This window comes from Leclercia sp. UBA5076 (assembly GCF_002416465.1).
Lineage (GTDB): Bacteria > Pseudomonadota > Gammaproteobacteria > Enterobacterales > Enterobacteriaceae > Enterobacter.
In genome coordinates this window covers 48,127-68,586 of sequence record NZ_DIAO01000021.1, presented here as the reverse complement: position 1 = coordinate 68,586, position 20,460 = coordinate 48,127, and the positions used below count along the sequence as shown (strand labels likewise).

Below are 20,460 nucleotides of genomic sequence, written 5' to 3'. Positions count from 1 at the left end.
ATGCTCCTTAGAAGAATACTGCGCCGACTTGCGCTTTGTGCTTGATATACCCATCGAGGCCGTACCGGACGCCATCCCAGCAGTGGTTATTTTTGTCTTCAATAACCGGCAGAACTTCACCAGTGATCCGGTCTGTTTTGTACGAGTAAAGCCGCGCCTCTTTCGCTGTTTCTTTGCAGCGAGGATGGATGATGATCTTCTTAAACCCACGCAGGCAGGTGATGCCGTCCTCTACGCTACCCTGCCACTTCTGAGCGGCGGAGATATTGAACCCCTGCCCTTTTATGTGGCTGATGGTCTCAGGGCGGGAGTTGTCGGCTTTGATAGGCCATTTACGCGCTTCAGGGATGCCAGGGAATTTAGCCTCATCTGTAACCTTCCAATCGGCAATTTGCTTCGGCGTGGCGTCGGTTTTCCCAGCGTAGAACTTCCACATGTCGTCGAGCTCAACGCCGTTTCCGTAAGCCTCGTATTCGATGTAGAGGTTGTTATCCAGGATAAACATGCGAATAAGCGTGCTGGGATCTTTTGCGAATCCGAAGTCGGCGCCGAACAACAAGCGCTCTGATTTCTGCCAGAGATCGTCTTCGAAGCTCTGCACGACGTATTTGTTTGCCAGCACCTGCTTGTCGGAGTTTTCGAGGTAAGCGCCTTCCCAGATCCACGCATAGTCTGCGTAATCGAGGTTTGCCAGGTCTTCCTGCCTCTCCTCCTCGAGCACCGCAGGGAACCATGGATTGTCCACATAGTTCATCTCGACAATCATCGAGCTTTTTGGCGGGTTCTTTCTGAAGAGCTTATCGGTGGCGCTGCCGTCCTTCTCCGGGTTCCAGGTGACCCAAATCTCTGAGCCTTCTTCTCGAACTGTCGGGCGAAGCTTTTTCCATGCAGTAGCGGATACCGATTCGGCCTCATCAACCCAGGCTACAAGAATTCGCGCTTTGGATTTGATGCTGTCTAGGTTATGGCGAAGACCACAGAATACGTAGCTGACTCTGCGGTTCTTCGTCCGGATGTATTTCTCGCCGATGTCGAAGTAATCATCAAGCCATGGAACGGAGCGAATGGCCTGCTTCACCTCCTCCATGGAGGACTCTTCAAGCGAGTTCATGTATTCGCGTGCACAGAGGATCACGCCGCTGATATTGGCCTCTGCAGCCTGGTACGCTTTAACGGCGGTCATTAGTGCAAACGTGCGCGTCTTTGCGGAACCGCGCCCACCATGAGCCCCACGATAACGAATGCCTTCTGTCGCGAATACGGGTACTAATTTGGCGGGTATCTGGAGGTCAACTTGGCTTTCCATTGGCTGGGTCAACTCCTACCAGGCGAATTGTCGTCGGTCTAGGTGACATGCTGCCGTCCGGGCTGGTGTGCTCGACCTTCTGTTTGTTGCTGTACGCGTCGCCAACCTCTTTGGCGGCCTGCTCCATCAGCGAGGCAGCCAGCGCCATGTTTTTCATTCCTTCAGCGCGGGTCATCATCCGATCAAGCGCACGGAGACGATAGGCTTTGTTGGCGATCGGGATATCGCTTAATTCTGTCTGGAAGCGTTCGCGGGTGGCGTTGAACATGTCCACCCATTTTTGCGCCAGTCCTTTGCCGTTTGCTTTTGTCGGGTCGTGGGATTCGACCTGCTGACGGGGTATCGCCAGGCCAAATTCTTTTTTGACTGACTCAACCACTTGAGAGGGGGTATCAAAGCAGGCAAGAGACTGAACGATGAAGGCTTTGACCTCACCTTTCAGTGCCGCCATAAATCACCTGCCTGTCATAATCAGTCATAAAGTTAAGCCAGTTTCAGCATGCACGTTCCGCATGATCTGGCGATATCGATTTGAGCCACTTCCGCTGGCGCATTGGCCGCGTCCACCAGTTCCTGCACCTCTTTGCTGGCACCGTACCGGCGTACGACACCAACGAACTCTTCGACGTCGTGGCCGCGCAGTGTTAGCACTGGCTGCCCGGTCTCTTTGTTGAACTTCGGCGCACCGAAATCATCGGTGGCCTGGGCGATGTGGTAAAGCTCATGCTCTACCAATGCGCAGAATTCGAGGTCACTGCACTGTGAACAGTAATCGGCCGCCAGCGTGATGATGAACTTCGGGATGCGCCCGAACCATTCATGCATCTGCTGTTCCATTCTGGCTTTCTGCCAACCACCTGCGCGGAGCATTAACTGTTCAGCCTGGCCGAGAACGTAGCGCCCTTTCTTCGCGAATGAGTCAGATGCCCACATAAAGCAGAGGTCAGCCTCTAACAGGTGCCCATGGTCGGGATTATGGATGCTGCCGGTATCGCTCACGATTTGGCGGTTTATCCACTCATGCACTTCGTTTGCGGGGATCAGTCTGGTGTAGGGCTGCCAGTTATCGGTGCTGATGAAGTTAACCGGTGGATATGGCCTGCGCTCATCATCGATTGACATGGGGTGCTCCATTTATCCCCTACGGGGCTTAACTACGATTTAACCGTTATAGCCATTACGATGAGTCTGCCCATGGTGATGGCAATAAAAACCGCCCGGAGGCGGTTACAGTGTTTTGTATGGCTTGAGCTTGGGATCGCTATGCCTGATGTGAGAACTAATAACAGCATCGCTTGGCTTATTCCCATGGTAGCCAACCAGATATATTGAGCCATCAAGCAGGAACTCGACAACTCGGTATTCGATCTCTGGAGCGGTAGCTACACCATTTACAATCGGGTGGTGTTGAAAGCGTGGGTCGGACAATTTAATTACGCGTTCAATCTTTTCTGTATGCGTAATGTTACCGTTTTCCCCGCCGCCAAACATTATCACCTCAAACATATGCACCTCCTTTTCATTGATGCCTGATGATTATATCACAATGAAAATAAAGGATTTTATGTCAACCACAATAAAAATTGAGATATTTGTCACCATTATCAAGCGCCCGGGATAGGACGCTTTGGAATGGCTACTCCGCCGACGCAATTCTGCGTTGGCTAACCTGCTTTCGCTTCCATCAGCGTGACCATGTCAGGATCCATCTGGCTGACGATCCGCTCACGAGCGCAGTTGAGAAGCTTCTTGCGACCGCCGACGCCCCACTTATTCATTGCCCGGGCGCAGGAGCTGACTTCTTTGGTCTCATTGGCGATCAGAAGGTCAAGCCGATTGAGGCGAGACATATTGGTGATGCCGCTGAGTACCGCTTCCCGGAAGGTGTTGTATACCCGGATTTCAAATTTCGGACTCAGCCACGCCGCATATCGAATCGCGAGCAACTCGAGGCCCCAAACGCCTGATTCAGTGCCGCCCTTAACTACCCGAGTCGAAGCTATTTTCGTAGCTTCGGTCAGTTCGTCAGCAAAGCGTCTTATCTGCGCGCTTTTGATGAAGTTACTTGGACGCTGTGATTCAGTGGCCTCTCCATTGGAGACCGCTGCTGCATGCAGGTCGTTGAGGTTATAACGGCCATCGTCATCTACTCGAACGGATACGCCGTTTACTGCAACTGTTGGGTATGTCATTGCGATTTACCTTTTAGAAAGTGAGCCTGTCTCACAGAAAAGCCGCCCGAGAGAGGTCGCCACCTATAACGGCTTTTCTCAGGCTCGCTTACTGAAAGGCTCTCGTTGTGAAGTGCGCGTGAGATGCGCGGGTTTGCTGTAGGCATAAAAAGCCCCGCTATTGCGAGGCTTGATTATTCATGTGGTAACGGATGCATGACCCCGGCATTGCAGTGGGGAATGCGTAGGCGGTCTTTCGCCATACGAATACATGCTCACCTCCGTATTATTTGAGGCACTGCTCACGCACATACGCCTGCAGGCCGGTCAGTTGCTTTGTGACGGTGGCAATCCCGTCTCTGAGACGCCAATAATTGAGTTCAGCATCTGCTGTAAGTCGAGGGCTTGAGCCATCAACCAGGCCGGTGGCTCCGGTGGTTTCGTCTCTGGAGCAGGTGGCGGCGATTTGCAGCCGACGTTTACCAGCGACAACATCAGCACGAAGCCTGTCATTCTCAGCTTGCGCATTAGCTAACTCCTTCGTGTATTTGGCATCCAGTGCAGCTACATCACGCTGACGGGTTTGCATGTCGGTGATGGTGGCTTTTGCCAGTGACAGGCTTTGCTCAGCGTCATCAGCGCGTTTCTTGGCATCGCTTACCTGACCGAGCAGAACGTAAATAACCAGGAGGGATAAAATCAGCTCGATGCCGATTATCAGCCAGGCTTTAGAGGTCATTTTTACTCTCCGCCAGACACATAGAGCGCTCCATCTCCCGGCGATTCTGCAAGCCTTTCCACTTCATGCCGCCTGCATATACCCACCGGCGCATCTCTTCACATGCCCCGGCCTGGTCGCCTTTATTCAGCTTGCGGAGAAGGGTTGATTTGGAGAATGCATCCGTTCCGACGTTGAACACGAAACTGTAGAGGGCTGCGCGTTGGTATTCGTTGAGAGGCACATTTACCAGCCTGTCTACCTGCTTCTTCGCTGGCTGAAGGTCTTTCCAGAGCAAAGCATCACATTCGCGATCGGTGTATTTCTTCCCGATGACAATGTCCCGACCTGTATGACCATCACAAACCGTCCATACCCCGGCGACATCCTTGTAGGCCTCATACTTCCGGCCTTCCACGCCATCACGGCCACCAAGGAAAATGGTTGCTATAGCGAGGGCACCAGCCCCTGCCGCCCCGATCAGCTTTCTTCGCAAAGGAGTTGAGAATGGCATCACTCCTCCTTGAAGGCTTGCGGGTTAGGCCAGCGCTGGAAAGCTTCTATCTGCGCCAGCGTGGTTTTGCGCTTGTAATACCAGTTGATCCCGAATGTCAGAAGCGCCACAACAATACCGGCAATTACGCCAATGGCACTCCATTCATCAGGGCTTAGCCGGGTCAGTACGCCATTAGCTACCGTCCCGGCTGATGCGCCATAGGCAGCGCCAGAAGCTAATTTGCTCATATTGGACATTTCTCTCACCTCGCGTTTTATGCGGGTGCTGTGTGTAGGGTGCGCCTCACCCACGGCGTTAGAGGGTAAGTGGTTGGCTGTATGGATGGGCGCGAGTAAAAAAGGCGGGTTCTGGTCCGCCAATCGATGGGTGCTGCGTTGCGCTATGCGCTTATAGTCCCAGGTAGGGTATTCCAGACACGAAAAAGCCCAAGGTGTTAACCTCGGGCTCTTTTGTGTGATTCGGTCGACAACCAAAGCTATGGCGACGATATCAGATTTACATGAAATATATGCGTTTCAATCCAGTTTTGCAAGACTTATGTCGTAATTTGCTGCCTTTTGTTGTGAACGTGATCGCGTTACCTGCAATAAAGCGCCGCTATCCAGGCGCAGGAAGATGCGTTTCATCTCCACCCAGCGATCGGTAAACGTCTCTGACCAGTTCTTTGCTGTCACGCCAACCAGTTCAGCCAGCTGCTTATACTCGTATGCCTCCCGACCGGCCAGTTCAGCTTTCACATCCTGCGCCGCCAGCCAGATTAGCGCCCTCAGCCGCTCCATCGTTTTGCCGGCCACCTTCTTCACGCCCAGCTGCGCCCTGAACTCAGCCCATGCCCACTGAGTAATCGACACCTGGTTCTCCCAGCGCACGTTCTCGCTGTAATTCCAGAGTAGCCATGCTTTCTGGTGCTCATCGAGAGACATGACCGCCCGGCGCCACGACGCGGTGGAGTATTCGACCGGCTGAACCAGAGGGATATGCGACCCTTTAGCGCGCGACTGCTGCCCGGGGATCGGAGGGTTGCTCGGGTTAACCAGTTTCCCGTTTGCCGGGTTAATCACCTTCACGCGGGAACAGCTGCGCGGGGTAGTAGTGAACATGGCGTTTTCAGCAAAGGCGACCAGTTGGCCTTTAGTTGCACCACTCAGATCGGCAGTCGCAACGATCAGCTGCTGGCGTACATATTCCAGGTATTGTGTATTCACGCTGCGGCCCTCTCTGGCTGTTTGGTTTTGGTCTGGTTCTGGCTGTGCTTTGCTACTGGCGGCATCTTTGCGCGCATAACGCTTTCGGCCTGGTATCGGGCTATCTGGTCGCGGGTCATGCTGGCCTCCGGTTCCATGCGCGGATTGCATCTCGCTTAGTTGGGTAGGTGTCTGTTATCGGCTTAATCAGGCATGGCTTGTTCGCGCATCCCGCATAGACACCATCACCATCAGATACTAATTCCGCTTCACCGCCGCAGAATGGGCAGTTGAGCAGCGATGCCCAGTGCGGCAGTTTGAGGTCGTAAATCATGCTGCCTCCTGCTGTTTCAGTTCTTTGAGCTTGGCGCGGTACTCATCTCGGATCCGGATGTAGTCGTCGCGTTTCCATTTCGGTAATTCGTGCGGCCCCATCAGGGCATCAAAGCGGGCTTGGCCGATCTTGGCGATAAGCGCTGGCCGATAGGCGATCAGGTTGCCTGAAAGGTGGTTATTACAGGGGGCACACTGGCGATGGCAGTTGTCTTCGTTAAAGCGCAACTCCGGGTTAGCGCCGGTCGTGCGGAAGTGTCCTGCGTGGTATTGCCCGTCATGGTAGCGACCGCAGCTGATGCATGGCTGATGCCGATCCCGGTACCGGATAAACTCGTTGAAAGCCTGCTGTGCCTGCTTTGCGAAGTAACTTAGCGGCTTAACCTCAAGGCGTTTTTTGGCCTGGCGATCCCTGCTCTCTTTCTCGGCCTGATGCTTCTCCCTGATGCGCTTAGCCTCAGCCTTAATCTTCTCCTTGGCTCGCAGCTCCAGCGCGTAGATAGCGCCGTGTTCCGGACAGCACCAACGGATGTTGTCGTATTGAGGGATGAACTTTTCTCCGCATACTTTGCACTTGGGGTGGGATAGCTTACGCATTGCGCTCACCCCACTGCTTGGCCCACTCAATTTCGAGGCGGGATTTGTCGCTGAATTTGACGTTCTGCTGAGTGCCGAACCAGTAGATAGCCTCGATGACTTCAACCATCTGGCGCACAGTCATCTTGCTGGTCCGCTGCCCGAACATCACAATGCCGCCATCAATTCCGGGAGCCATTCGCTGCTCCTGTTTTTTGGATTTGGCGACCATGGCGGTGATCAGGTCTTTCCAGTCATCAGAATCGTATTTGTTGCCGAACCAGAGAACCTGGTCGGAGAGGTCTTTCAGCAACGGCCAAAGCTTCCGATTCTGCTGAAGCGTGCGGGTCATCTCTTTGATATCGAGAATCAGCGGGCGCTTAGCATCGACCGGCAACTCACGGATGAAGTTGATGGCGTTCTGCTTAACGGTGTCGTTAACGAGGTGGAATTGCTGGGCCTTCATACGCCACCTCCGAGAGGTAACGCAGAATGCAGAAAATCGCCGGTGCCGGAAAGCATCGGTGACAGGTGAAGATGTTCAGATTGTGGTCGCATATAACGTCCCCATTATATGCGCAGGGGTACCTCCGGGCGTTCAACTCCGGCGGCACAGTGATTATACCACTAGTTTTGAGAAATGATTATCAACTTTCAGCGGTTTGCTTCGGGGGTTCTTGAAGCGGCATCCAGTGGGTTACGCGACCGCCATTTTCACTTTCAACCCACCACCGGTCGCCATTCCATGAGCAGTTCCACTGGTAGTGTGATTTGCCCAAGCTGTTCTGCTCTTCGACGTAGCACCAGTAGCGCCCGATTTCTTCCGGCATCCGCTCGCTGCACGGAATCCAGCCCTGCACAGGCGCAGTTGGCATATCTGGCCCTTTGCGGATCGCCTTAGCCAACTCCAGCGGGTCATCGTAAAGCCAGTCGCCGGTTTGTGGGTGATTAGCTTCTGCCAGTCGTGCAGCCCACTCCAGACCGTCTTTGTGGCCCTGCAGATAGTCCATAGGCAACTCCTCACGCTGACTTACAGGTTCGGCACCCTGAAGCATGACGGCGCGGAAATCCGCAATCACTTTTCTTGCCCGATGCCATGCCTCATGGTCGCGATCGGATATGCGCAGCACCTCCTCTATCGCGGAAAGTAATTCGTTTGACGGCACCACTGATGGCTGCGGTAACTGTGGTGCTGCGTAGCCAGACTCTCGCTCAATGCTCAGCATGACATAGCCAGGCAACCACTCTCCCACATCAGCGATGTGGGTGACGACTGCGTTGATGAATTCTCCTGTGGGGTTGCAGCTAACTTTGGGCGTTTCCATCAGGTGAAGGGTGTCGCCAACCTTAAAATCTCGGTCATTTTTACGCAGCTCTGCGCGCTTAATTCCCGTGCAAACAGCGCTGAAGTGTTCAGGGTAAATCTTCAGGTGATGGATCATTTCAATCCCTCCAGCAGTGGCAGGCGGTAGAGTGGAGTTGACTTTCCGATGTATTCATCAAGTTTAGGGCTTTGGTAATGCAGCAAGCTGTAACTGCCGACTACATACGCCTCTGGCTCAGCCGTCAGCGCTGCCAGTGCGATTTCGAACAGTTCAACGTCACGCGCGATGCCGTCATAGTCAGGATTGATTGCCAGCATCTCCCTGTGCTTGCGAATCATTATCCTCGCCCGCGAAATAAGCTGCTCTTTCGTAAATTCAGCCATATCCCTACTCCCCCTTGATGATGACGTTAACGCCAACTTTGCGAATCTCATCGGCGCATCTGTTGATGATATTTCTGTGAAACTCACAAAAAATCTTCGCCGACTGCGGCCCTAATGGGTGAACATCTTGCGTACTCGGCAGCACAACCTCCCGCGCCTCCAGTTCAGCGATATGCCTCTCTGCGGCTTCTGTTTCTCGCCTTAACGCCTCGCTACAACCCTCAGCCTTTCGGATTGCTAACTCCAAATGTTTATTCAGCGCATCTGCGGCTTCCAACTCATCCAGCAGCGCCAGCACGGTGGCGGGGGTTGCCAGGTCAGTGAATGCGTCAATCAGGTAATATCCATACTGTTCTGGGTTAGCCTTCTCCGCCGCTTCACGCAGCGCCTGTTTGTCGATGTTGCTCATTGGGCCGCCTCCTGGCGAAGCTGGGCGGCGAACTCTGCAACAGCATCCGACAACGAGCGGTAATAAGCTTTTGACTCAACAAACACAGAGTTTTCTTCACCGCAGAAATCGATGAAACCCTCTGCCCCCTGAGCCCGCACTTCAGCCAGGAAGGCATCGGTGGCCGGGGTTTCATTCAGGGCACGACAGACATCATCATTTCCGGATATGTTTTCCTCCCCACAAGCTTCGCAGACAGTAAATCCAGCGGCATGGCTGCTAATGGCATCTTTCAGCCTCGCATTCTCAGCAGCCAGCGCCGAGCACTTGGCTTCGAGTGCGTTAGTAGCCGCCTGCCATGCATTCCACATGCCATCAAGCTCCGATTCGTCATCGTCAATCTTGTAGCCATCGCCATCGCGCCAGGCCGCCCAGCCGAATCTTGGAGGTTTTCCGTTGTGATAATTAATTTCCCACCATGCTTCGAATTGTTCTCTGCTCATACTGATTGCTCCTTCATGGCCGGGTCTGCCGGCAATGTCATGTGTGGCACCACAACCATTTTTACGGACTCACCGACAGTGCTTAATGCGAAGAGAGTGATGATTCTCTTCTGCTCGGCGGTCATCTTCAAAGCCAGCGTGTTGCCGTCGATGTTGAAGAACATTGCCAGGTTCTGTACGTCGTCGAGTTTCATACTGATGCTCTCCCGCCCCTGACTGAAGCCAGGCACTGATTGAATAGGTTGTTAAGAGGGTTGGCCATGCCAAAGATGTACGGTGCGCTCTTGCTGTAGTGCCACACTTTCGCTCGGCCCAGCCATTGCCGGTGCACCTCACCCTGCTTGCTTAGTGATGCAAGAATCTGCGAGGTGACTTGCATCTCAAGACCTGTCGCGGCTGCAATAGCCGATGAAGCTCCTTCGTTTCCAGCCTCCAGATAGTCCAGTACCGCTTTACGCCGGTTCGCATGAAGCTCGGTCAACCGATAACGCTTGATGCCGTTATGGGCGCTGTAGATTTCAAGTTGGCCTGATTCTGTGAGTTCCCGGAGGAGTTGGGTAATGCGGGATTTTGGTGCGCCGGTTAAAGTGTGGAATTCTCTGGGTGATGTAGGTTTGTTGGTTTCAAGGTGGTGAAGTATTTTTTCTCGGGTGTTCATGTGCCTTGCCTCACGTTATCGCCTGCCCAGACCTCGTTGTATTCAGAGACCGGCATGTTGGCGATGTAGTTGTACGGGGATGCTGTTTCGGTGGGTAAGAACTGGTGCGAGTTTGCATCGAGGTAAAGCGGGATCCCGCCTTCCCAGCCCTCGCCGTTACGCTGTTTCTCAAGCATCAGGACAGATGCGGGAGCGGCCAGCGCCTTGCGTTCCTTGTCGTCCAGTTCCTCACCCTGCTGGTCTTTCTGAATGGCCTTCTCACGAACCTTGTTGCGCCAGATGATGAACAGGTTGTCGGTGAGGTCGGTGATCGAACCTGAACCCTTAACGTCCATCTTGCCGGTAGGCTTCTCCTCGCTGTCTCCCTTGCGGCTATGAGTGACGAGCAGGACGTGAGTATTGGTTTTGTTCTTGAAGTCACACAGCGCGTCTACGAACGCTTTCTGGCCGTTGTAGTCGTCATCCCCTATTCCGCATTTCATCAGGCTATCGATGATGAACAGCTCGATGCCGTAGCGCTTCCAGGCGTAGGTGAAGATTTCGATCAGCCGATCAGCTTTGGCGGTACCCGTCAGGCCGAATAGCCATAGCCGGTCATCGTAAAACTTGAAGGCCGATTCGATTTCAAGCTGCGGCGGCAGTTTCAGGCAGGTTGATTGCCGGGTCAGGCGTTTCAGCAGGATGCCTGGCTTAATCTCCAGCGAGGCGACGCAGGTCTTTACCCCCTGTCGCATGGCTTCCAGTGCCATATGCCCTACCACTTCGGTCTTGCCGTGGCCGTTGACACCGTTGACCAGCGTCAGCTCGGCCTGGCGGAACGCGAAGTTGTGATTCAGGCATTCCCATGGGCTGTAGAACAGGCTTTGTTCTTTGCCGTAAAAGGCGTTGATGGTGTCCTGATAAAACTCCCTGGCGCTGTAAAGCTCCTCCGGATCGAAGAACGACGCTCGCTCCAGATATCCAACGATGTCATCGGAAGAGATGCCAGCCATCAGGCATTCGTTGATGTCTTTGTGAGGGAGTTTTACCAGGCGGCAGCGATGCTCACCGAGTCGGGTTGCGATCTCTCTGGCGGCGGTCTGGCCTACTTCATCGCTGTCCATGCTGATCCAGATTTCATCGAACCGGTCCAGGTTGTGATACTCGAACTCGATCCACTGCTGCTTGGCTCCCTTCCCTCCACCGAACGGCACGGACAGTGCCGGGAAACCGTACTGGTAGTAACTCATGCAGTCGATTTCACCTTCGCACAGGATGACGATCCGCATGTTCTTTGGGATGGCCTGCCAGCCATACAGACACGGCTCGCAATCACCCTCAGCCATGATGACCTTCTTCCCGTCAGGCCGTTCGGTGCTGATGCGCTTAACCTGCAACAGCTCACCGTCACGCTTGTAGGGGAATGCCAGCGCATCCAGCTCTCTCTCTCCGTTCCAGACCTTAGCCGCGGCAACCTCGTACAACTTCGCCGTCTCTGCGGAGATACCGCGAGTGGCAAGATATTCGATGTGCTTTTCGGTTTTGGTGAGATAACGGGAGATTTTCTTGCGATCTGGCCGGGAGAATTTCTTTTGCTGCTTTGCTGCGAAGTGGTGGTCGTCGTCCTTGATGCCCAGAAACTCTTTGGCTTCGGTCATCGCCTGGTGTAACCCGCAATCCCTGACGGCTACCCAGAGGTCCAGCAGATCGCCAGCGGTTCCCTCTGCAAAATCAGACCAGACTTTCTTCCCTGCCAGATTAACCTTGAGGCTCTTACCTGACTCCCCGTTAATACTTCCGGCCACCCACTCGTGGCTCTCTCGCTTACCGTTGGGCAGCAGGTATTTCGCTACCCTTTCGACCTGATTCCATAGCAGGTCACTAAGTTGGCTCGGCGTCATCATGATGCCCTCAAATCAAACTTGTTGAACCAGTACCGGACAAACCCATCGCTCAGTAAGCCGTGGTTGTAACCGGCAATCAGCAATGCCTTGAACCGTGATTTCATCGTCACCTCAGAAGAAAACGTATCCGCTATTGCTGACGGTCACGGCTGGCTTCTGGCCGGATGATTCTGGTCCTGCAGCTGGCTTCTGGTCATTCCATCGCTGCCCATTTAGGTAACTGGATGGAAGCAGGCGATCAAACCCGAACTGCTTTCCTAACCGACACGCGATATCTTCTGCCAGCATGGAAGCGAATTGCTCTGCCGTACCTTTGGTGACGGCTCGCCATTCCTTGAACTGAGTTCTGAATGCTGAGGCTGCATTTTTCTTGCCGTCTTTCCGCATTCCTGCAATCCAGAAAATCTTCTCGAATGCCTCATCGGTTGCCTGGTGTTTGTTTGAAGGCTGAGGTGGTTTTTCGTCCTCCGCTCGAACTTGTTCGGGCAGAGTGTTTTTAATGTCTTTATTGTCTTTTGTATTAGTGTCTTTTGTGTCCCCCTGTTTTGAGGGATTCGACTCCCTCAATTTGAGGGATGTTTTATCCCCTGTTTTGAGGGATTTCCCCTCGTTTTGAGGGATGCACCATTCATCGATGTTTTTGTTAGGCCCGAACATGCCACCTTGCTGCTTGATGACGTTCATTCTGACGAGCTCTAACTTCGCTTCATTGCACCGCTTTACCGGCAACTTTGTGATCTCGCTAAGCTGAGAATCGCTGATCCTGTCCATCGGCTTATTCCACCCGTAGGTTTTACGCAGAATAGCGAGCAGCACTTTGAAGTGTCGCTTGGTCAGATCAGCGCCTGAATAAGCTTCAAGGAGCATATTTGACAGCCTGGCGTACCCATCATCGAGTTCTGCCACACGACGCTCCACGACCGCCAGAGACGGCCTGATTGGTGTTACTGTTGCAGGGCTACTCATGACCGTTCTCCTTCCGCTTTAGTTCTTCAATGATGGCTCTCAGCTTTACGCCAACAGCCGGGTTACAGGATTTGATGAACCGGTCACGAGCAATATTTTTGTGTACTGCCGCCTGGTACAACCGAGGTTTTTTTGGCATAATTACTCCCGTTACTTGGCGTAACACAGTGTTGAGAAGGCCTTTGAAGTGACCGCTTCAAGGGCTTTCGCTTTTTTGGTAGCTCCCATCACATAACTCCCAGCATTGAAGTCACCATCGTCATCAGTGGGCCTACCTGGTCCGGCATGAGGCGGAACATGGCAGCTATACCCTCGCTAACCTCTTTCAGCTTCTGATGCTCTGGTGCGTCCAGCATGACGGCCTGCTTCGCTTCCGATACTTCCTTCTCAGCTTCTGCAAGCCTGACCAGCTTGCAGTCAGCGCCAACCAGCTTTGTGCGGTACTCAATCGGCAGAACGGCCATGATTGCCGGTGTCAGCTGGCGCACGTTCTCGCGGTACTGATCGGAGTCGAAGCGGTTATCCAGGAAGCGGAACAGCTTCTGGCGCTGACGGCTTACATCTTTCGGGAAAGTGATATCCACCCCGCCCTGCTCCCGATACTCATTGACGATCAGCATCGTCACTACGTCCTGACCCTGAGAAGCTGCCCATGAGCGGATCGCATTGCGGATCGCGTCGTGGTTATCTTCCTGTTTTTGCTGAGCGCGATTTATCATCACGCCCGGAGAAAATCCGATACTCTGTTGATAAGTAAGTGATTGCATGTGCAGTCTCCTTAATTGAATTAACTAGCGCGCATCGTTGGATGCGTAAATGTTGTTGCCATCCCGAAACAGGCTGGCGAGCGCATTGTTAAAGAGCGGTGGTGCTTATGCGGCGTTGTTACGGATCACTGCAAAAACCAGACTTTCTTTCGTTACAGGTTTCTGTCGCTTAAACCTTTTGCTGGCATCCTCAATGGCCTTGGCCTTTTCTGGTGATGCTCGGCGGTTTCCGTAGGCGATCTGGTCTAAGTAGCCCGCCGTTGTATTGGCTAGCAAAGCGAGCTGTGACCACTCTTCAGTTGTTGCGCCTTTGCGCCAGCGGAGTAATTCGTTATTCATGGGATGCTCCGGGTTAACGTTTCAAATGGAGTTTAGCGTTATGCTAAATACTAAGCAAGCATCATTTAGCAATTTGCACATTTATCACATTGCTAAAGAATGTGAGAATCCGGGGATGGAAAATAAAGAAATCAGAAAAGCCAACCTGGAAGCGCTGTATGAGAAGCGGCAGAAAGAGAGTGGAATGACTAAGGCGCAGTTCGCTGAACTCATTGACACTAGTCCTGCGGCTTTAAGTCAGCTGCTGGGACCAAATCCTAATCGAAACATTGGGGATAAACTGGCTCGAAAAATTGAAGCTGCCTTAGGTCTGTCATTCGGCTGGCTCGATGTGTTGCACACCGAAGACGATAGGCCTAATGTTTCATTTCGAGGACTGAACGAGACTAAAGGAAGTTATCCTGTAATCAGCTGGGTAAGCGCGGGGCAATGGATGGAAGCTGTAGAACCTTATCATCGCAGATCGATAGATCGCTGGTACGACACCACTGTGGTGTGCTCAGAGGATTCATTCTGGCTGGATGTTAAGGGGGATTCTATGACATCCCCTGTGGGCCTGAGCATACCGGAAGGTGCTGCAATTCTTGTGGATCCGGAGGTTGAACCACGAAATGGGAAGCTGGTTGTCGCCAAGCTGGATGGGGATAACGAGGCCACATTTAAGAAGTTAGTTATAGATGCTGGCCGACGCTTTCTTAAACCCCTTAACCCTCAATACCCGATGCAAGAAGTTAACGGAAACTGCCGAATTATCGGCGTAGTAGTAGACGCCAAGATTCTCAACATACCGTAACTTCCCTCTCAAATTTCCTGAGCCCGCCACCGTGCGGGCTTTTCTTTGTCTGCGATTCAACAAAACACTCCTTGCTAAAAATTAATTCCTTTATTAATCAAAACGCTAAACAAAATGCAGGATAAATTTAGCATTTTGCTATTGCCTTAAATTTAGCATCACGCTAAATTTACCCCATCGAAACGAAACATCGATGCGGCACAGGAAGTTGAGCCGCGCCGGACGGGAAGTCTGGCTGCTTATTTAAAAACATGATTCCTCCCTGTTGCGGGGAGGCCGAAGAAAGTGCTTCGGGGTGTGGCTGGGTGAGCCATACGAGATGCAAGCTAAACCACCTGAGTAGCGCTGTTAGTGCGCTTAACCAAGACGGATGCAAGCAAGACTCGCCAAGCTGCTTTGAGCGCAGAAAAGCAATAGCCCAGCACACCACCCAAGCACTTACTGAGGACACAGATATGAACTCAAGACAGCGTTACAAGGCTAAACGCGCAGCTGAGCACCGCGAGCGTAAAGAGTATTGCCAGAAGATTGAGCGTGCATTTTCACGCCTGTCAGAGGGTTGCAGTAATCGCGTACTGCGGGCCACTTCGCTCGGCAGTCTGCGCGAAACTAACACCGGCGGGGCCAGCTGCTTACCAGAAGTCGCCATATTCGCAGCTGGGTACCGCAATTCCAAGCAAGTCACGGCTCGCTGAGGTGGCCCATGAAGAACAGCATCAAGTGCCCGGTATGCGGTCGTGACTTCGACCCACGCACACCTTTCTGCCACATCAGCAAGTATCACCAGTCAGCGAAGAACTGCGAGCTGGAGAAGATACGCGATGCACGGCGCAAGCATTACGCACAGAGCGAATCGAGCGGATCGAGTGGCCTGCGGTGAATAAACAAAGGGGTGAGGGTATGGAGGGCGGCAATAAGTTTCGCTGCACGGGAAAGTGGAATGACGAACCATTTGACCGGGTGATAGAGGCTGAGGATGAAGGAGATGCCCGTGACCACTGGTTTTATTGGGCATGGGTAGCTGGAGCATCATTGCAAAATTTGGAAGTAACTGAAGCCGCCTAACCAGCGGCTTTTTTCATACCTCAGAAACTTCACAGAGGTTTCTAAGTTATGAGACGGCGGCCATCCACCGCCACACTTTTTTCTGGCGCAAATGCGCAGGGTTTTTCACGTTCAGCGGCGCGGCTTAAGCGCGGAGATGATTATGAGCAAATTACGAGTTTGGCACATCCCACAAGTACCAATGAAGGCATTCACCGTTGAAGTACAGAGCGTGGAAGAAGGCGTCCGCCTGATGGATGCCCTGGCTGATTACGACATTTTTCAGTACGAAAACAACATCAAGCCTGATTACTGCAACGCAAATGGCTTGCAGATTTGGGATGAAAGCCTGACAGATGAAGAAATGGCTGATATGGAGCTCGCCGACCGCTGGGTTGACTGGTACAGCGAGTATTACGACGACCCTCGTGAATATCTGGAAAGCCTGAAACAAGGTGAGCCGTCATGACAGTCACCCACAACGGCAAGCAGTACACAGTAAAGCGATGCGCTCTAAACGATAACCAGTGGCGGTTAACTTCGGTAACGAATCCACGCGAACAGGTAACGCTTAACCGCTGGCAGATGCATGTTGCCGGACTTCTTGAGCAGGTGGAGAAACAATCATGACCATCAATCACCAGTTACTCCGTATGGCCCAGCAGAAAGCCCGTGACGCCCGTGAGCAGCGCAACGGCACCAAGTGGATGGAAGCCAACGAAGAGATGAAGAAAGCCGCTGGCATGCCGTGGTATCGCGGTAATTCGACTCAGCGAGGAGGTGAGCATGGATATCAAGACTCCTGAAAACCCAAGCAGAAAGGCGACGGCCCGAGTTAAAAATCCCCTGCCAGCGCCTACCCAATGTCATCGCTGTAGCGGGTTAGTGCGGATCGGAACCCATGAAGAGGTTTACGGGCGCGATTATAGCGACTGGCCTTATGTCTACCTCTGTGAAGGCTGCGGCGCGTATGTTGGCCTACATCCATTTACCGCCATCCCCCTCGGCACGCTTGCGGATAAACGAACTCGCGATGCCCGGAAGAGTTGCAAGCTGCCGTTTGAGCGGATTTGGCGTTCTGGCGGAATGTCTCGCACCGAAGCGTACAAATGGCTGGCCGATAAGATGGGCATCCCTACGGAAGAATGCCATTTCGGCTGGTTCAGTGCCGAGCAGTGCCAAATGGCGATGACTCACTGTAACGAGTGGCTTAGCCGCTAACCCCCACCCCATTTCACATCTGGCAGCCAATCGATGCCGAGTGATGCACGAACTGAATTCAGGAGTAACCCATGAAACAAGCCTATCAACATCCGCGGGTACCGAGAACTCGCCCCGCAATGCTGGCAAATCATCACGCGTTGATTGTACAGGCGAGAGAATCCCGCTTGCTGGGATGGAAGCGTGAAGCTGCATACGCACTGCGTAGCGCCTCACTTACGCGCGTCTGCATCCAGATTGAGGAGCGTGCAGCATGAGTGCTATGGAGTGCTGGGATGACGATGCTTTCGTAAGGCTGATGCGTGACGTGATACCAGATACGCCAGATGACGATAACGAGCCGGTTAACCTGGCTGCAGAACGCCAGAACCCGGTGATCAGCTGGGCAGAATTTGCAGGAGATTTCACATGAACCTGAATCTTTTAGACGAGCCATTCGCCACTGTTGATATCGAGTGGCGCATTCAGCAAGCCGGTAAGAGCGGTAACAAGATTTGGGCCAAGGTGCTGGCCTACGTCACCAACCGGGCAATCATGAAGCGCCTCGATGAAGTGTGCGGCAAGGCTGGCTGGCGTAACGAATATCGCGACATTCCGAATAACGGCGGGGTTGAGTGCGGAATTTCCATCAAGGTGGATGGAGAGTGGATCACCAAATGGGATGCAGCAGAAAACACGCAGGTGGAAGCAGTTAAAGGTGGGCGATCTGGTGCGATGAAGCGCGCTGCTGTGCAATGGGGAATCGGGCGTTATCTCTACAACCTTGAAGAAGGATTCGCCATTGTCTCAGCGGAGCGGGCAAATGGATTCCACTATGCCAAATCAAAAGAAGTTGGCGTGTTTTACTGGAAACCCCCTGTCCTGCCAGCTTGGGCATTACCTGCCGGGTCGGTGCATGAGCAGAGCGAGCCACAGCCAGCAGAGCAAACAAACGAGCCAGAGCCACCTCAAAGCGTGGATGCGGACAAGATACTCGCCGCGTTCTCTTCCTACGCCAATAACGAAACGGACATCAAGAAGTTAACTGAGCAATACAGAAAGACTTGGGCGGATCTTAGTGGCTATGTAGAGCACCAGGAAAAATGCAAAGACGTCACTGGCATCAGACGTTCAAAACTTACACAGGCGGCATAAATGGCAAGTAAAGGCGTTAACAAAGTAATCCTCGTTGGCAACCTCGGGCAGGATCCTGAGGTTCGCTATCTCCCGAGTGGTGGCGCAGTAGCAAACATCACCCTGGCAACTTCTGAATCGTGGCGCGACAAGGCGACAGGCGAGCAGAAAGAGCAGACCGAATGGCACCGGGTAGTGCTGTTCGGCAAGCTGGCAGAGGTGGCTGGCGAATATCTCCGCAAGGGCTCTCAGGTTTATATCGAAGGCCAGTTGCGCACCCGTAAATGGACGGATCAATCAGGAACGGAGAAGTATACCACCGAGGTGCTGGTCAACGTTGGCGGCGTAATGCAAATGCTCGGTGGGCGGCAGGCAGGCGCATCGGCGGGCAGTAGTCAGCAGCAATCAGGCAACTCTTCCGGCGGCGCACAATCGCGTCAGCAACAACGCTCCGCTCCTGCTCAATCAGATGAGCCACCTATGGATTTCGACGACGATATCCCCTTTTAACACCTGATTACCCCTGAATTTCCACTTATTTCACCTCACGGAGGCGGGTTATCCACACCCGCAATTCGCTATGCACCACATATCTGGCAGACGCCACTACTCGAAAGAGACGCTCGTCCGGCTGCTCAGCGTTGATGAGCGCAACTTCATTGCCACCTACTGGAGCGGCGTTAACCCGGGCGACGGATGTTTCAACGCCGGGATTAACCTGGTCACGCACGAAGCGTTCTACGCAGGCTGGGGCGGCTCGCTGGAAGAGAAAAGCGAGTACATCACTGCTGCTGAGCTGGAGATGGTGAAGGAGGTGTGTGATGCGACGCCGTGGGGTCAGGAGTTCGGCGGGAAGTGCCTGGGGGGGATGGAATACAGACTTAAACCTGAAATGAGGGTGACGCAATGAAACACGCTCACGACGACATAGTAGTTCACGGACTTCGCCTAGAATTCATTGTCGGGCCTAACGGCTGGCTGATGCCATGGGGTGATGTTATCCGCAACCCACTCAAGGCGCAGCGACTCGCTGAGGAGTACATCAACAGGCAGGAGGCGGCATGACCGGGAAATACTCGCTTATCTACGCCGATCCACCCTGGTCCTACGGCAACACCATCAGCAACGGTGCTGCGGAAAACCACTACGGCACCATGAAGCTGATCGACATTAAGCGGCTGGCGGTGTGGGATTTGGCCGCTGAAAACGCCGTGCTGGCGATGTGGTACACCGGCACCCACAACCAGGAGGCCATTGAACTGGCTGAGGCGTGGGGCTTTACGGTTCGAACCATGAAGGGCTTTACGTGGGTCAAGCTGAACCAGCTGGCAGAGGTCCGCATCAATAAGGCGCTGGCTGAGGGTGAAGTTACCGACTTCTACGACTTCCTCGATCTGCTGAACGCAGAAACGCGCATGAACGGCGGAAACCACACTCGGGCGAACACTGAGGATCTGCTGATCGCCACCCGCGGTGCAGGACTTGAGAGGATGAGTGCCGGTATCAAGCAGGTGGTCTACAGCCCACTCGGTGCGCACAGCGAAAAGCCATGGGAAGTTCGCCACCGGTTGGAGTTGCTCTACGGAGACGTGCCGCGCATTGAGTTGTTCAGTCGCTGCGGTGCGCCGGGGTGGGATCATTGGGGCAATCAATGCCCAACATCGGCTGTTCAGTTGCTGCCAGGCTGCGCGATCGACGTGATGAAAACGGAGGCGGCATGAAGCCAGAAGATGAAAACGCTATCCGGTCACAGTGCAAAAAATGCGTGGCTGAAATCCGCCAGGCAATGAAGGTCAGACCAAAACCAAAATGGAACGCCGTGGTTCCAGCCATCCTCGACAAGCACTATCAGAAGATAGCCGCCATCGGCATCGATAAGCTTGGATTCATCAGCAAAATTGGCCGCATGCAGGGTCGATATGGAGTGGAGTCATGAAAATTTACATCGCCGGTCCAATGAGCGGCCTGGTCGAATTTAACCGCCCGGCCTTCTTGTTCACCGCGGCAAAGCTTACCGGCCGTGGGCATGTGGCACTTAACCCAGCAATCCTGCCTGACGGGCTTTCACAGGCCGAATACATGGACATCTGCCTGGCAATGCTGCGTTGCGCTGATGTTATCTACCTGCTTAAGGGATGGGAATCTTCGCCCGGAGCCAGAGCGGAAAAGGCACTAGCTGAGAAACTGGAGTTGCAGGTCATCTACCAGGAAGAGGATCGAGCCGCATGACAGCACAAATCACCGGGTCGCTAATGCGGCCATTTTTATTGCT

At 53.4% G+C, this 20,460-nt stretch carries 37 protein-coding genes; 13 read left to right on the top strand and 24 right to left on the bottom strand.

Annotated features, from left to right (window positions below):
- Nucleotides 1–7 precede the first annotated feature (7 nt).
- The 24 genes from B3X29_RS21505 to B3X29_RS21395 all read right to left on the bottom strand — a co-directional run bounded on the left by B3X29_RS21505 (nt 8) and on the right by B3X29_RS21395 (nt 14,017).
- Nucleotides 8–1,306, bottom strand: a complete 1,299-nt coding sequence (locus B3X29_RS21505) for a PBSX family phage terminase large subunit (protein WP_023294173.1) — start codon at nt 1,304–1,306, stop codon at nt 8–10.
- Nucleotides 1,290–1,757 (bottom strand): DUF2280 domain-containing protein, encoded by a 468-nt coding sequence (locus B3X29_RS21500; protein ID WP_290567472.1) that lies wholly within the window; start codon nt 1,755–1,757, stop codon nt 1,290–1,292. Before B3X29_RS21500 ends, B3X29_RS21505 begins: the two co-directional genes overlap by 17 nt.
- A gap of 32 nt (nt 1,758–1,789) precedes the next feature.
- Nucleotides 1,790–2,428: a putative metallopeptidase gene (locus tag B3X29_RS21495; RefSeq protein WP_290567471.1), complete on the bottom strand. Its 639-nt coding sequence runs from the start codon at nt 2,426–2,428 to the stop codon at nt 1,790–1,792.
- A 105-nt stretch (nt 2,429–2,533) separates the two neighbouring features.
- A complete protein-coding gene (locus B3X29_RS21490) occupies nt 2,534–2,812 on the bottom strand; it encodes a hypothetical protein (protein WP_290567470.1) in 279 nt (92 codons plus the stop codon).
- A 158-nt stretch (nt 2,813–2,970) separates the two neighbouring features.
- Nucleotides 2,971–3,498 (bottom strand): KilA-N domain-containing protein, encoded by a 528-nt coding sequence (locus B3X29_RS21485; RefSeq protein ID WP_290567469.1) that lies wholly within the window; start codon nt 3,496–3,498, stop codon nt 2,971–2,973.
- A 265-nt stretch (nt 3,499–3,763) separates the two neighbouring features.
- Complete coding sequence (locus B3X29_RS21480) at nt 3,764–4,216, bottom strand: lysis protein (protein WP_290567468.1); 453 nt, start codon at nt 4,214–4,216, stop codon at nt 3,764–3,766.
- Nucleotides 4,206–4,709 carry a lysozyme gene (locus B3X29_RS21475; RefSeq protein WP_290567467.1) on the bottom strand — a complete coding sequence of 168 codons (504 nt, stop codon included), beginning with the start codon at nt 4,707–4,709 and terminating at the stop codon, nt 4,206–4,208. Before B3X29_RS21475 ends, B3X29_RS21480 begins: the two co-directional genes overlap by 11 nt.
- A complete protein-coding gene (locus B3X29_RS21470) occupies nt 4,709–4,948 on the bottom strand; it encodes a phage holin (RefSeq protein WP_277109247.1) in 240 nt (79 codons plus the stop codon). The genes B3X29_RS21475 and B3X29_RS21470 overlap by 1 nt, the downstream gene beginning before the upstream one ends.
- Before the next feature lie 279 nt (nt 4,949–5,227).
- Nucleotides 5,228–5,917, bottom strand: coding sequence for a bacteriophage antitermination protein Q (locus B3X29_RS21465; RefSeq protein WP_290567463.1), 690 nt, complete (start codon nt 5,915–5,917; stop codon nt 5,228–5,230).
- On the bottom strand, nt 5,914–6,036 hold the full coding sequence (locus B3X29_RS21460; protein WP_290567461.1) for a hypothetical protein: 123 nt from the start codon (nt 6,034–6,036) through the stop codon (nt 5,914–5,916). The genes B3X29_RS21465 and B3X29_RS21460 overlap by 4 nt, the downstream gene beginning before the upstream one ends.
- Nucleotides 6,033–6,230: a Lar family restriction alleviation protein gene (locus tag B3X29_RS22630; RefSeq protein WP_261643148.1), complete on the bottom strand. Its 198-nt coding sequence runs from the start codon at nt 6,228–6,230 to the stop codon at nt 6,033–6,035. The genes B3X29_RS21460 and B3X29_RS22630 overlap by 4 nt, the downstream gene beginning before the upstream one ends.
- Entirely contained in the window at nt 6,227–6,826 is a 600-nt protein-coding gene (locus B3X29_RS21455; protein WP_290567460.1) for a recombination protein NinG, read from the bottom strand. The genes B3X29_RS22630 and B3X29_RS21455 overlap by 4 nt, the downstream gene beginning before the upstream one ends.
- Nucleotides 6,819–7,271 carry a recombination protein NinB gene (locus B3X29_RS21450; protein ID WP_250366115.1) on the bottom strand — a complete coding sequence of 151 codons (453 nt, stop codon included), beginning with the start codon at nt 7,269–7,271 and terminating at the stop codon, nt 6,819–6,821. The genes B3X29_RS21455 and B3X29_RS21450 overlap by 8 nt, the downstream gene beginning before the upstream one ends.
- A 181-nt stretch (nt 7,272–7,452) precedes the next feature.
- The gene (locus B3X29_RS21445; protein WP_290567458.1) at nt 7,453–8,247 is read right to left on the bottom strand and encodes a DUF3850 domain-containing protein; all 795 of its coding nucleotides are present in this window, start codon (nt 8,245–8,247) and stop codon (nt 7,453–7,455) included.
- Nucleotides 8,244–8,513, bottom strand: a complete 270-nt coding sequence (locus B3X29_RS21440) for a hypothetical protein (RefSeq protein WP_290567456.1) — start codon at nt 8,511–8,513, stop codon at nt 8,244–8,246. Before B3X29_RS21440 ends, B3X29_RS21445 begins: the two co-directional genes overlap by 4 nt.
- A gap of 4 nt (nt 8,514–8,517) precedes the next feature.
- A complete protein-coding gene (locus B3X29_RS21435) occupies nt 8,518–8,922 on the bottom strand; it encodes an ead/Ea22-like family protein (protein WP_290567455.1) in 405 nt (134 codons plus the stop codon).
- Nucleotides 8,919–9,404 carry a hypothetical protein gene (locus B3X29_RS21430; protein WP_290567453.1) on the bottom strand — a complete coding sequence of 162 codons (486 nt, stop codon included), beginning with the start codon at nt 9,402–9,404 and terminating at the stop codon, nt 8,919–8,921. Before B3X29_RS21430 ends, B3X29_RS21435 begins: the two co-directional genes overlap by 4 nt.
- On the bottom strand, nt 9,401–9,598 hold the full coding sequence (locus B3X29_RS21425; RefSeq protein WP_290567451.1) for a hypothetical protein: 198 nt from the start codon (nt 9,596–9,598) through the stop codon (nt 9,401–9,403). The genes B3X29_RS21430 and B3X29_RS21425 overlap by 4 nt, the downstream gene beginning before the upstream one ends.
- On the bottom strand, nt 9,595–10,062 hold the full coding sequence (locus tag B3X29_RS21420; protein ID WP_290567449.1) for a transcriptional regulator: 468 nt from the start codon (nt 10,060–10,062) through the stop codon (nt 9,595–9,597). Before B3X29_RS21420 ends, B3X29_RS21425 begins: the two co-directional genes overlap by 4 nt.
- Entirely contained in the window at nt 10,059–11,942 is a 1,884-nt protein-coding gene (locus B3X29_RS21415) for a toprim domain-containing protein (protein WP_290567530.1), read from the bottom strand. Before B3X29_RS21415 ends, B3X29_RS21420 begins: the two co-directional genes overlap by 4 nt.
- Nucleotides 11,943–12,056: 114 nt before the next feature.
- Nucleotides 12,057–12,911, bottom strand: coding sequence for a replication protein (locus B3X29_RS21410; protein WP_290567448.1), 855 nt, complete (start codon nt 12,909–12,911; stop codon nt 12,057–12,059).
- The gene (locus B3X29_RS21405) at nt 12,904–13,050 is read right to left on the bottom strand and encodes a hypothetical protein (protein WP_224213928.1); all 147 of its coding nucleotides are present in this window, start codon (nt 13,048–13,050) and stop codon (nt 12,904–12,906) included. The genes B3X29_RS21410 and B3X29_RS21405 overlap by 8 nt, the downstream gene beginning before the upstream one ends.
- An 88-nt stretch (nt 13,051–13,138) precedes the next feature.
- Nucleotides 13,139–13,678 (bottom strand): toxin YdaT domain-containing protein, encoded by a 540-nt coding sequence (locus B3X29_RS21400; protein WP_290567446.1) that lies wholly within the window; start codon nt 13,676–13,678, stop codon nt 13,139–13,141.
- A 105-nt stretch (nt 13,679–13,783) separates the two neighbouring features.
- Nucleotides 13,784–14,017: a transcriptional regulator gene (locus B3X29_RS21395; RefSeq protein ID WP_290567444.1), complete on the bottom strand. Its 234-nt coding sequence runs from the start codon at nt 14,015–14,017 to the stop codon at nt 13,784–13,786.
- A 40-nt stretch (nt 14,018–14,057) separates the two neighbouring features.
- Here B3X29_RS21395 and B3X29_RS21390 point away from each other — a divergent pair, with 40 nt between their 5' ends.
- From B3X29_RS21390 to B3X29_RS21330, 13 genes are all read left to right on the top strand, one after another.
- Nucleotides 14,058–14,810: a LexA family protein gene (locus B3X29_RS21390; protein WP_290567443.1), complete on the top strand. Its 753-nt coding sequence runs from the start codon at nt 14,058–14,060 to the stop codon at nt 14,808–14,810.
- A gap of 900 nt (nt 14,811–15,710) precedes the next feature.
- Complete coding sequence (locus B3X29_RS21385) at nt 15,711–15,875, top strand: hypothetical protein (protein WP_263950494.1); 165 nt, start codon at nt 15,711–15,713, stop codon at nt 15,873–15,875.
- Between the two features lie 142 nt (nt 15,876–16,017).
- On the top strand, nt 16,018–16,323 hold the full coding sequence (locus B3X29_RS21380) for a superinfection exclusion protein (protein WP_290567439.1): 306 nt from the start codon (nt 16,018–16,020) through the stop codon (nt 16,321–16,323).
- 157 nt (nt 16,324–16,480) lie between these two features.
- Nucleotides 16,481–16,660 (top strand): host cell division inhibitory peptide Kil, encoded by a 180-nt coding sequence (locus B3X29_RS21375; protein ID WP_312208317.1) that lies wholly within the window; start codon nt 16,481–16,483, stop codon nt 16,658–16,660.
- Nucleotides 16,641–17,075 carry a zinc-finger-containing protein gene (locus B3X29_RS21370; RefSeq protein WP_290567437.1) on the top strand — a complete coding sequence of 145 codons (435 nt, stop codon included), beginning with the start codon at nt 16,641–16,643 and terminating at the stop codon, nt 17,073–17,075. The genes B3X29_RS21375 and B3X29_RS21370 overlap by 20 nt, the downstream gene beginning before the upstream one ends.
- A gap of 253 nt (nt 17,076–17,328) precedes the next feature.
- Entirely contained in the window at nt 17,329–17,487 is a 159-nt protein-coding gene (locus tag B3X29_RS21365; RefSeq protein WP_290567435.1) for a hypothetical protein, read from the top strand.
- Nucleotides 17,484–18,209, top strand: a complete 726-nt coding sequence (locus B3X29_RS21360) for a Rad52/Rad22 family DNA repair protein (RefSeq protein ID WP_290567434.1) — start codon at nt 17,484–17,486, stop codon at nt 18,207–18,209. The genes B3X29_RS21365 and B3X29_RS21360 overlap by 4 nt, the downstream gene beginning before the upstream one ends.
- On the top strand, nt 18,210–18,698 hold the full coding sequence (locus tag B3X29_RS21355; protein WP_290567432.1) for a single-stranded DNA-binding protein: 489 nt from the start codon (nt 18,210–18,212) through the stop codon (nt 18,696–18,698). It begins immediately after the preceding gene.
- Between the two features lie 70 nt (nt 18,699–18,768).
- The gene (locus B3X29_RS21350; protein ID WP_290567430.1) at nt 18,769–19,098 is read left to right on the top strand and encodes a hypothetical protein; all 330 of its coding nucleotides are present in this window, start codon (nt 18,769–18,771) and stop codon (nt 19,096–19,098) included.
- Nucleotides 19,095–19,253, top strand: a complete 159-nt coding sequence (locus B3X29_RS21345; RefSeq protein ID WP_290567429.1) for a DUF1317 family protein — start codon at nt 19,095–19,097, stop codon at nt 19,251–19,253. The genes B3X29_RS21350 and B3X29_RS21345 overlap by 4 nt, the downstream gene beginning before the upstream one ends.
- A complete protein-coding gene (locus B3X29_RS21340; protein ID WP_290567428.1) occupies nt 19,250–19,909 on the top strand; it encodes an MT-A70 family methyltransferase in 660 nt (219 codons plus the stop codon). The genes B3X29_RS21345 and B3X29_RS21340 overlap by 4 nt, the downstream gene beginning before the upstream one ends.
- Entirely contained in the window at nt 19,906–20,124 is a 219-nt protein-coding gene (locus tag B3X29_RS21335; RefSeq protein WP_290567427.1) for a hypothetical protein, read from the top strand. Before B3X29_RS21340 ends, B3X29_RS21335 begins: the two co-directional genes overlap by 4 nt.
- Nucleotides 20,121–20,417 (top strand): DUF4406 domain-containing protein, encoded by a 297-nt coding sequence (locus B3X29_RS21330; RefSeq protein WP_139564895.1) that lies wholly within the window; start codon nt 20,121–20,123, stop codon nt 20,415–20,417. The genes B3X29_RS21335 and B3X29_RS21330 overlap by 4 nt, the downstream gene beginning before the upstream one ends.
- Nucleotides 20,418–20,460: the final 43 nt, after the last annotated feature.

Bases quoted from the DNA above. Each gene is read 5' to 3' on its own strand.
- B3X29_RS21505 (WP_023294173.1), bottom strand. From the start codon at position 1,306: ATGGAAAGCCAAGTTGACCTCCAGATACCCGCCAAATTAGTACCCGTA.
- B3X29_RS21500 (WP_290567472.1), bottom strand. From the start codon at position 1,757: ATGGCGGCACTGAAAGGTGAGGTCAAAGCCTTCATCGTTCAGTCTCTT.
- B3X29_RS21495 (WP_290567471.1), bottom strand. From the start codon at position 2,428: ATGTCAATCGATGATGAGCGCAGGCCATATCCACCGGTTAACTTCATC.
- B3X29_RS21490 (WP_290567470.1), bottom strand. From the start codon at position 2,812: ATGTTTGAGGTGATAATGTTTGGCGGCGGGGAAAACGGTAACATTACG.
- B3X29_RS21485 (WP_290567469.1), bottom strand. From the start codon at position 3,498: ATGACATACCCAACAGTTGCAGTAAACGGCGTATCCGTTCGAGTAGAT.
- B3X29_RS21480 (WP_290567468.1), bottom strand. From the start codon at position 4,216: ATGACCTCTAAAGCCTGGCTGATAATCGGCATCGAGCTGATTTTATCC.
- B3X29_RS21475 (WP_290567467.1), bottom strand. From the start codon at position 4,709: ATGCCATTCTCAACTCCTTTGCGAAGAAAGCTGATCGGGGCGGCAGGG.
- B3X29_RS21470 (WP_277109247.1), bottom strand. From the start codon at position 4,948: ATGTCCAATATGAGCAAATTAGCTTCTGGCGCTGCCTATGGCGCATCA.
- B3X29_RS21460 (WP_290567461.1), bottom strand. From the start codon at position 6,036: ATGACCCGCGACCAGATAGCCCGATACCAGGCCGAAAGCGTTATGCGC.
- B3X29_RS22630 (WP_261643148.1), bottom strand. From the start codon at position 6,230: ATGATTTACGACCTCAAACTGCCGCACTGGGCATCGCTGCTCAACTGC.
- B3X29_RS21455 (WP_290567460.1), bottom strand. From the start codon at position 6,826: ATGCGTAAGCTATCCCACCCCAAGTGCAAAGTATGCGGAGAAAAGTTC.
- B3X29_RS21450 (WP_250366115.1), bottom strand. From the start codon at position 7,271: ATGAAGGCCCAGCAATTCCACCTCGTTAACGACACCGTTAAGCAGAAC.
- B3X29_RS21445 (WP_290567458.1), bottom strand. From the start codon at position 8,247: ATGATCCATCACCTGAAGATTTACCCTGAACACTTCAGCGCTGTTTGC.
- B3X29_RS21440 (WP_290567456.1), bottom strand. From the start codon at position 8,513: ATGGCTGAATTTACGAAAGAGCAGCTTATTTCGCGGGCGAGGATAATG.
- B3X29_RS21435 (WP_290567455.1), bottom strand. From the start codon at position 8,922: ATGAGCAACATCGACAAACAGGCGCTGCGTGAAGCGGCGGAGAAGGCT.
- B3X29_RS21430 (WP_290567453.1), bottom strand. From the start codon at position 9,404: ATGAGCAGAGAACAATTCGAAGCATGGTGGGAAATTAATTATCACAAC.
- B3X29_RS21425 (WP_290567451.1), bottom strand. From the start codon at position 9,598: ATGAAACTCGACGACGTACAGAACCTGGCAATGTTCTTCAACATCGAC.
- B3X29_RS21420 (WP_290567449.1), bottom strand. From the start codon at position 10,062: ATGAACACCCGAGAAAAAATACTTCACCACCTTGAAACCAACAAACCT.
- B3X29_RS21415 (WP_290567530.1), bottom strand. From the start codon at position 11,942: ATGACGCCGAGCCAACTTAGTGACCTGCTATGGAATCAGGTCGAAAGG.
- B3X29_RS21410 (WP_290567448.1), bottom strand. From the start codon at position 12,911: ATGAGTAGCCCTGCAACAGTAACACCAATCAGGCCGTCTCTGGCGGTC.
- B3X29_RS21405 (WP_224213928.1), bottom strand. From the start codon at position 13,050: ATGCCAAAAAAACCTCGGTTGTACCAGGCGGCAGTACACAAAAATATT.
- B3X29_RS21400 (WP_290567446.1), bottom strand. From the start codon at position 13,678: ATGCAATCACTTACTTATCAACAGAGTATCGGATTTTCTCCGGGCGTG.
- B3X29_RS21395 (WP_290567444.1), bottom strand. From the start codon at position 14,017: ATGAATAACGAATTACTCCGCTGGCGCAAAGGCGCAACAACTGAAGAG.
- B3X29_RS21390 (WP_290567443.1), top strand. From the start codon at position 14,058: ATGCTAAATACTAAGCAAGCATCATTTAGCAATTTGCACATTTATCAC.
- B3X29_RS21385 (WP_263950494.1), top strand. From the start codon at position 15,711: ATGGAGGGCGGCAATAAGTTTCGCTGCACGGGAAAGTGGAATGACGAA.
- B3X29_RS21380 (WP_290567439.1), top strand. From the start codon at position 16,018: ATGAGCAAATTACGAGTTTGGCACATCCCACAAGTACCAATGAAGGCA.
- B3X29_RS21375 (WP_312208317.1), top strand. From the start codon at position 16,481: ATGACCATCAATCACCAGTTACTCCGTATGGCCCAGCAGAAAGCCCGT.
- B3X29_RS21370 (WP_290567437.1), top strand. From the start codon at position 16,641: ATGGATATCAAGACTCCTGAAAACCCAAGCAGAAAGGCGACGGCCCGA.
- B3X29_RS21365 (WP_290567435.1), top strand. From the start codon at position 17,329: ATGAGTGCTATGGAGTGCTGGGATGACGATGCTTTCGTAAGGCTGATG.
- B3X29_RS21360 (WP_290567434.1), top strand. From the start codon at position 17,484: ATGAACCTGAATCTTTTAGACGAGCCATTCGCCACTGTTGATATCGAG.
- B3X29_RS21355 (WP_290567432.1), top strand. From the start codon at position 18,210: ATGGCAAGTAAAGGCGTTAACAAAGTAATCCTCGTTGGCAACCTCGGG.
- B3X29_RS21350 (WP_290567430.1), top strand. From the start codon at position 18,769: ATGCACCACATATCTGGCAGACGCCACTACTCGAAAGAGACGCTCGTC.
- B3X29_RS21345 (WP_290567429.1), top strand. From the start codon at position 19,095: ATGAAACACGCTCACGACGACATAGTAGTTCACGGACTTCGCCTAGAA.
- B3X29_RS21340 (WP_290567428.1), top strand. From the start codon at position 19,250: ATGACCGGGAAATACTCGCTTATCTACGCCGATCCACCCTGGTCCTAC.
- B3X29_RS21335 (WP_290567427.1), top strand. From the start codon at position 19,906: ATGAAGCCAGAAGATGAAAACGCTATCCGGTCACAGTGCAAAAAATGC.
- B3X29_RS21330 (WP_139564895.1), top strand. From the start codon at position 20,121: ATGAAAATTTACATCGCCGGTCCAATGAGCGGCCTGGTCGAATTTAAC.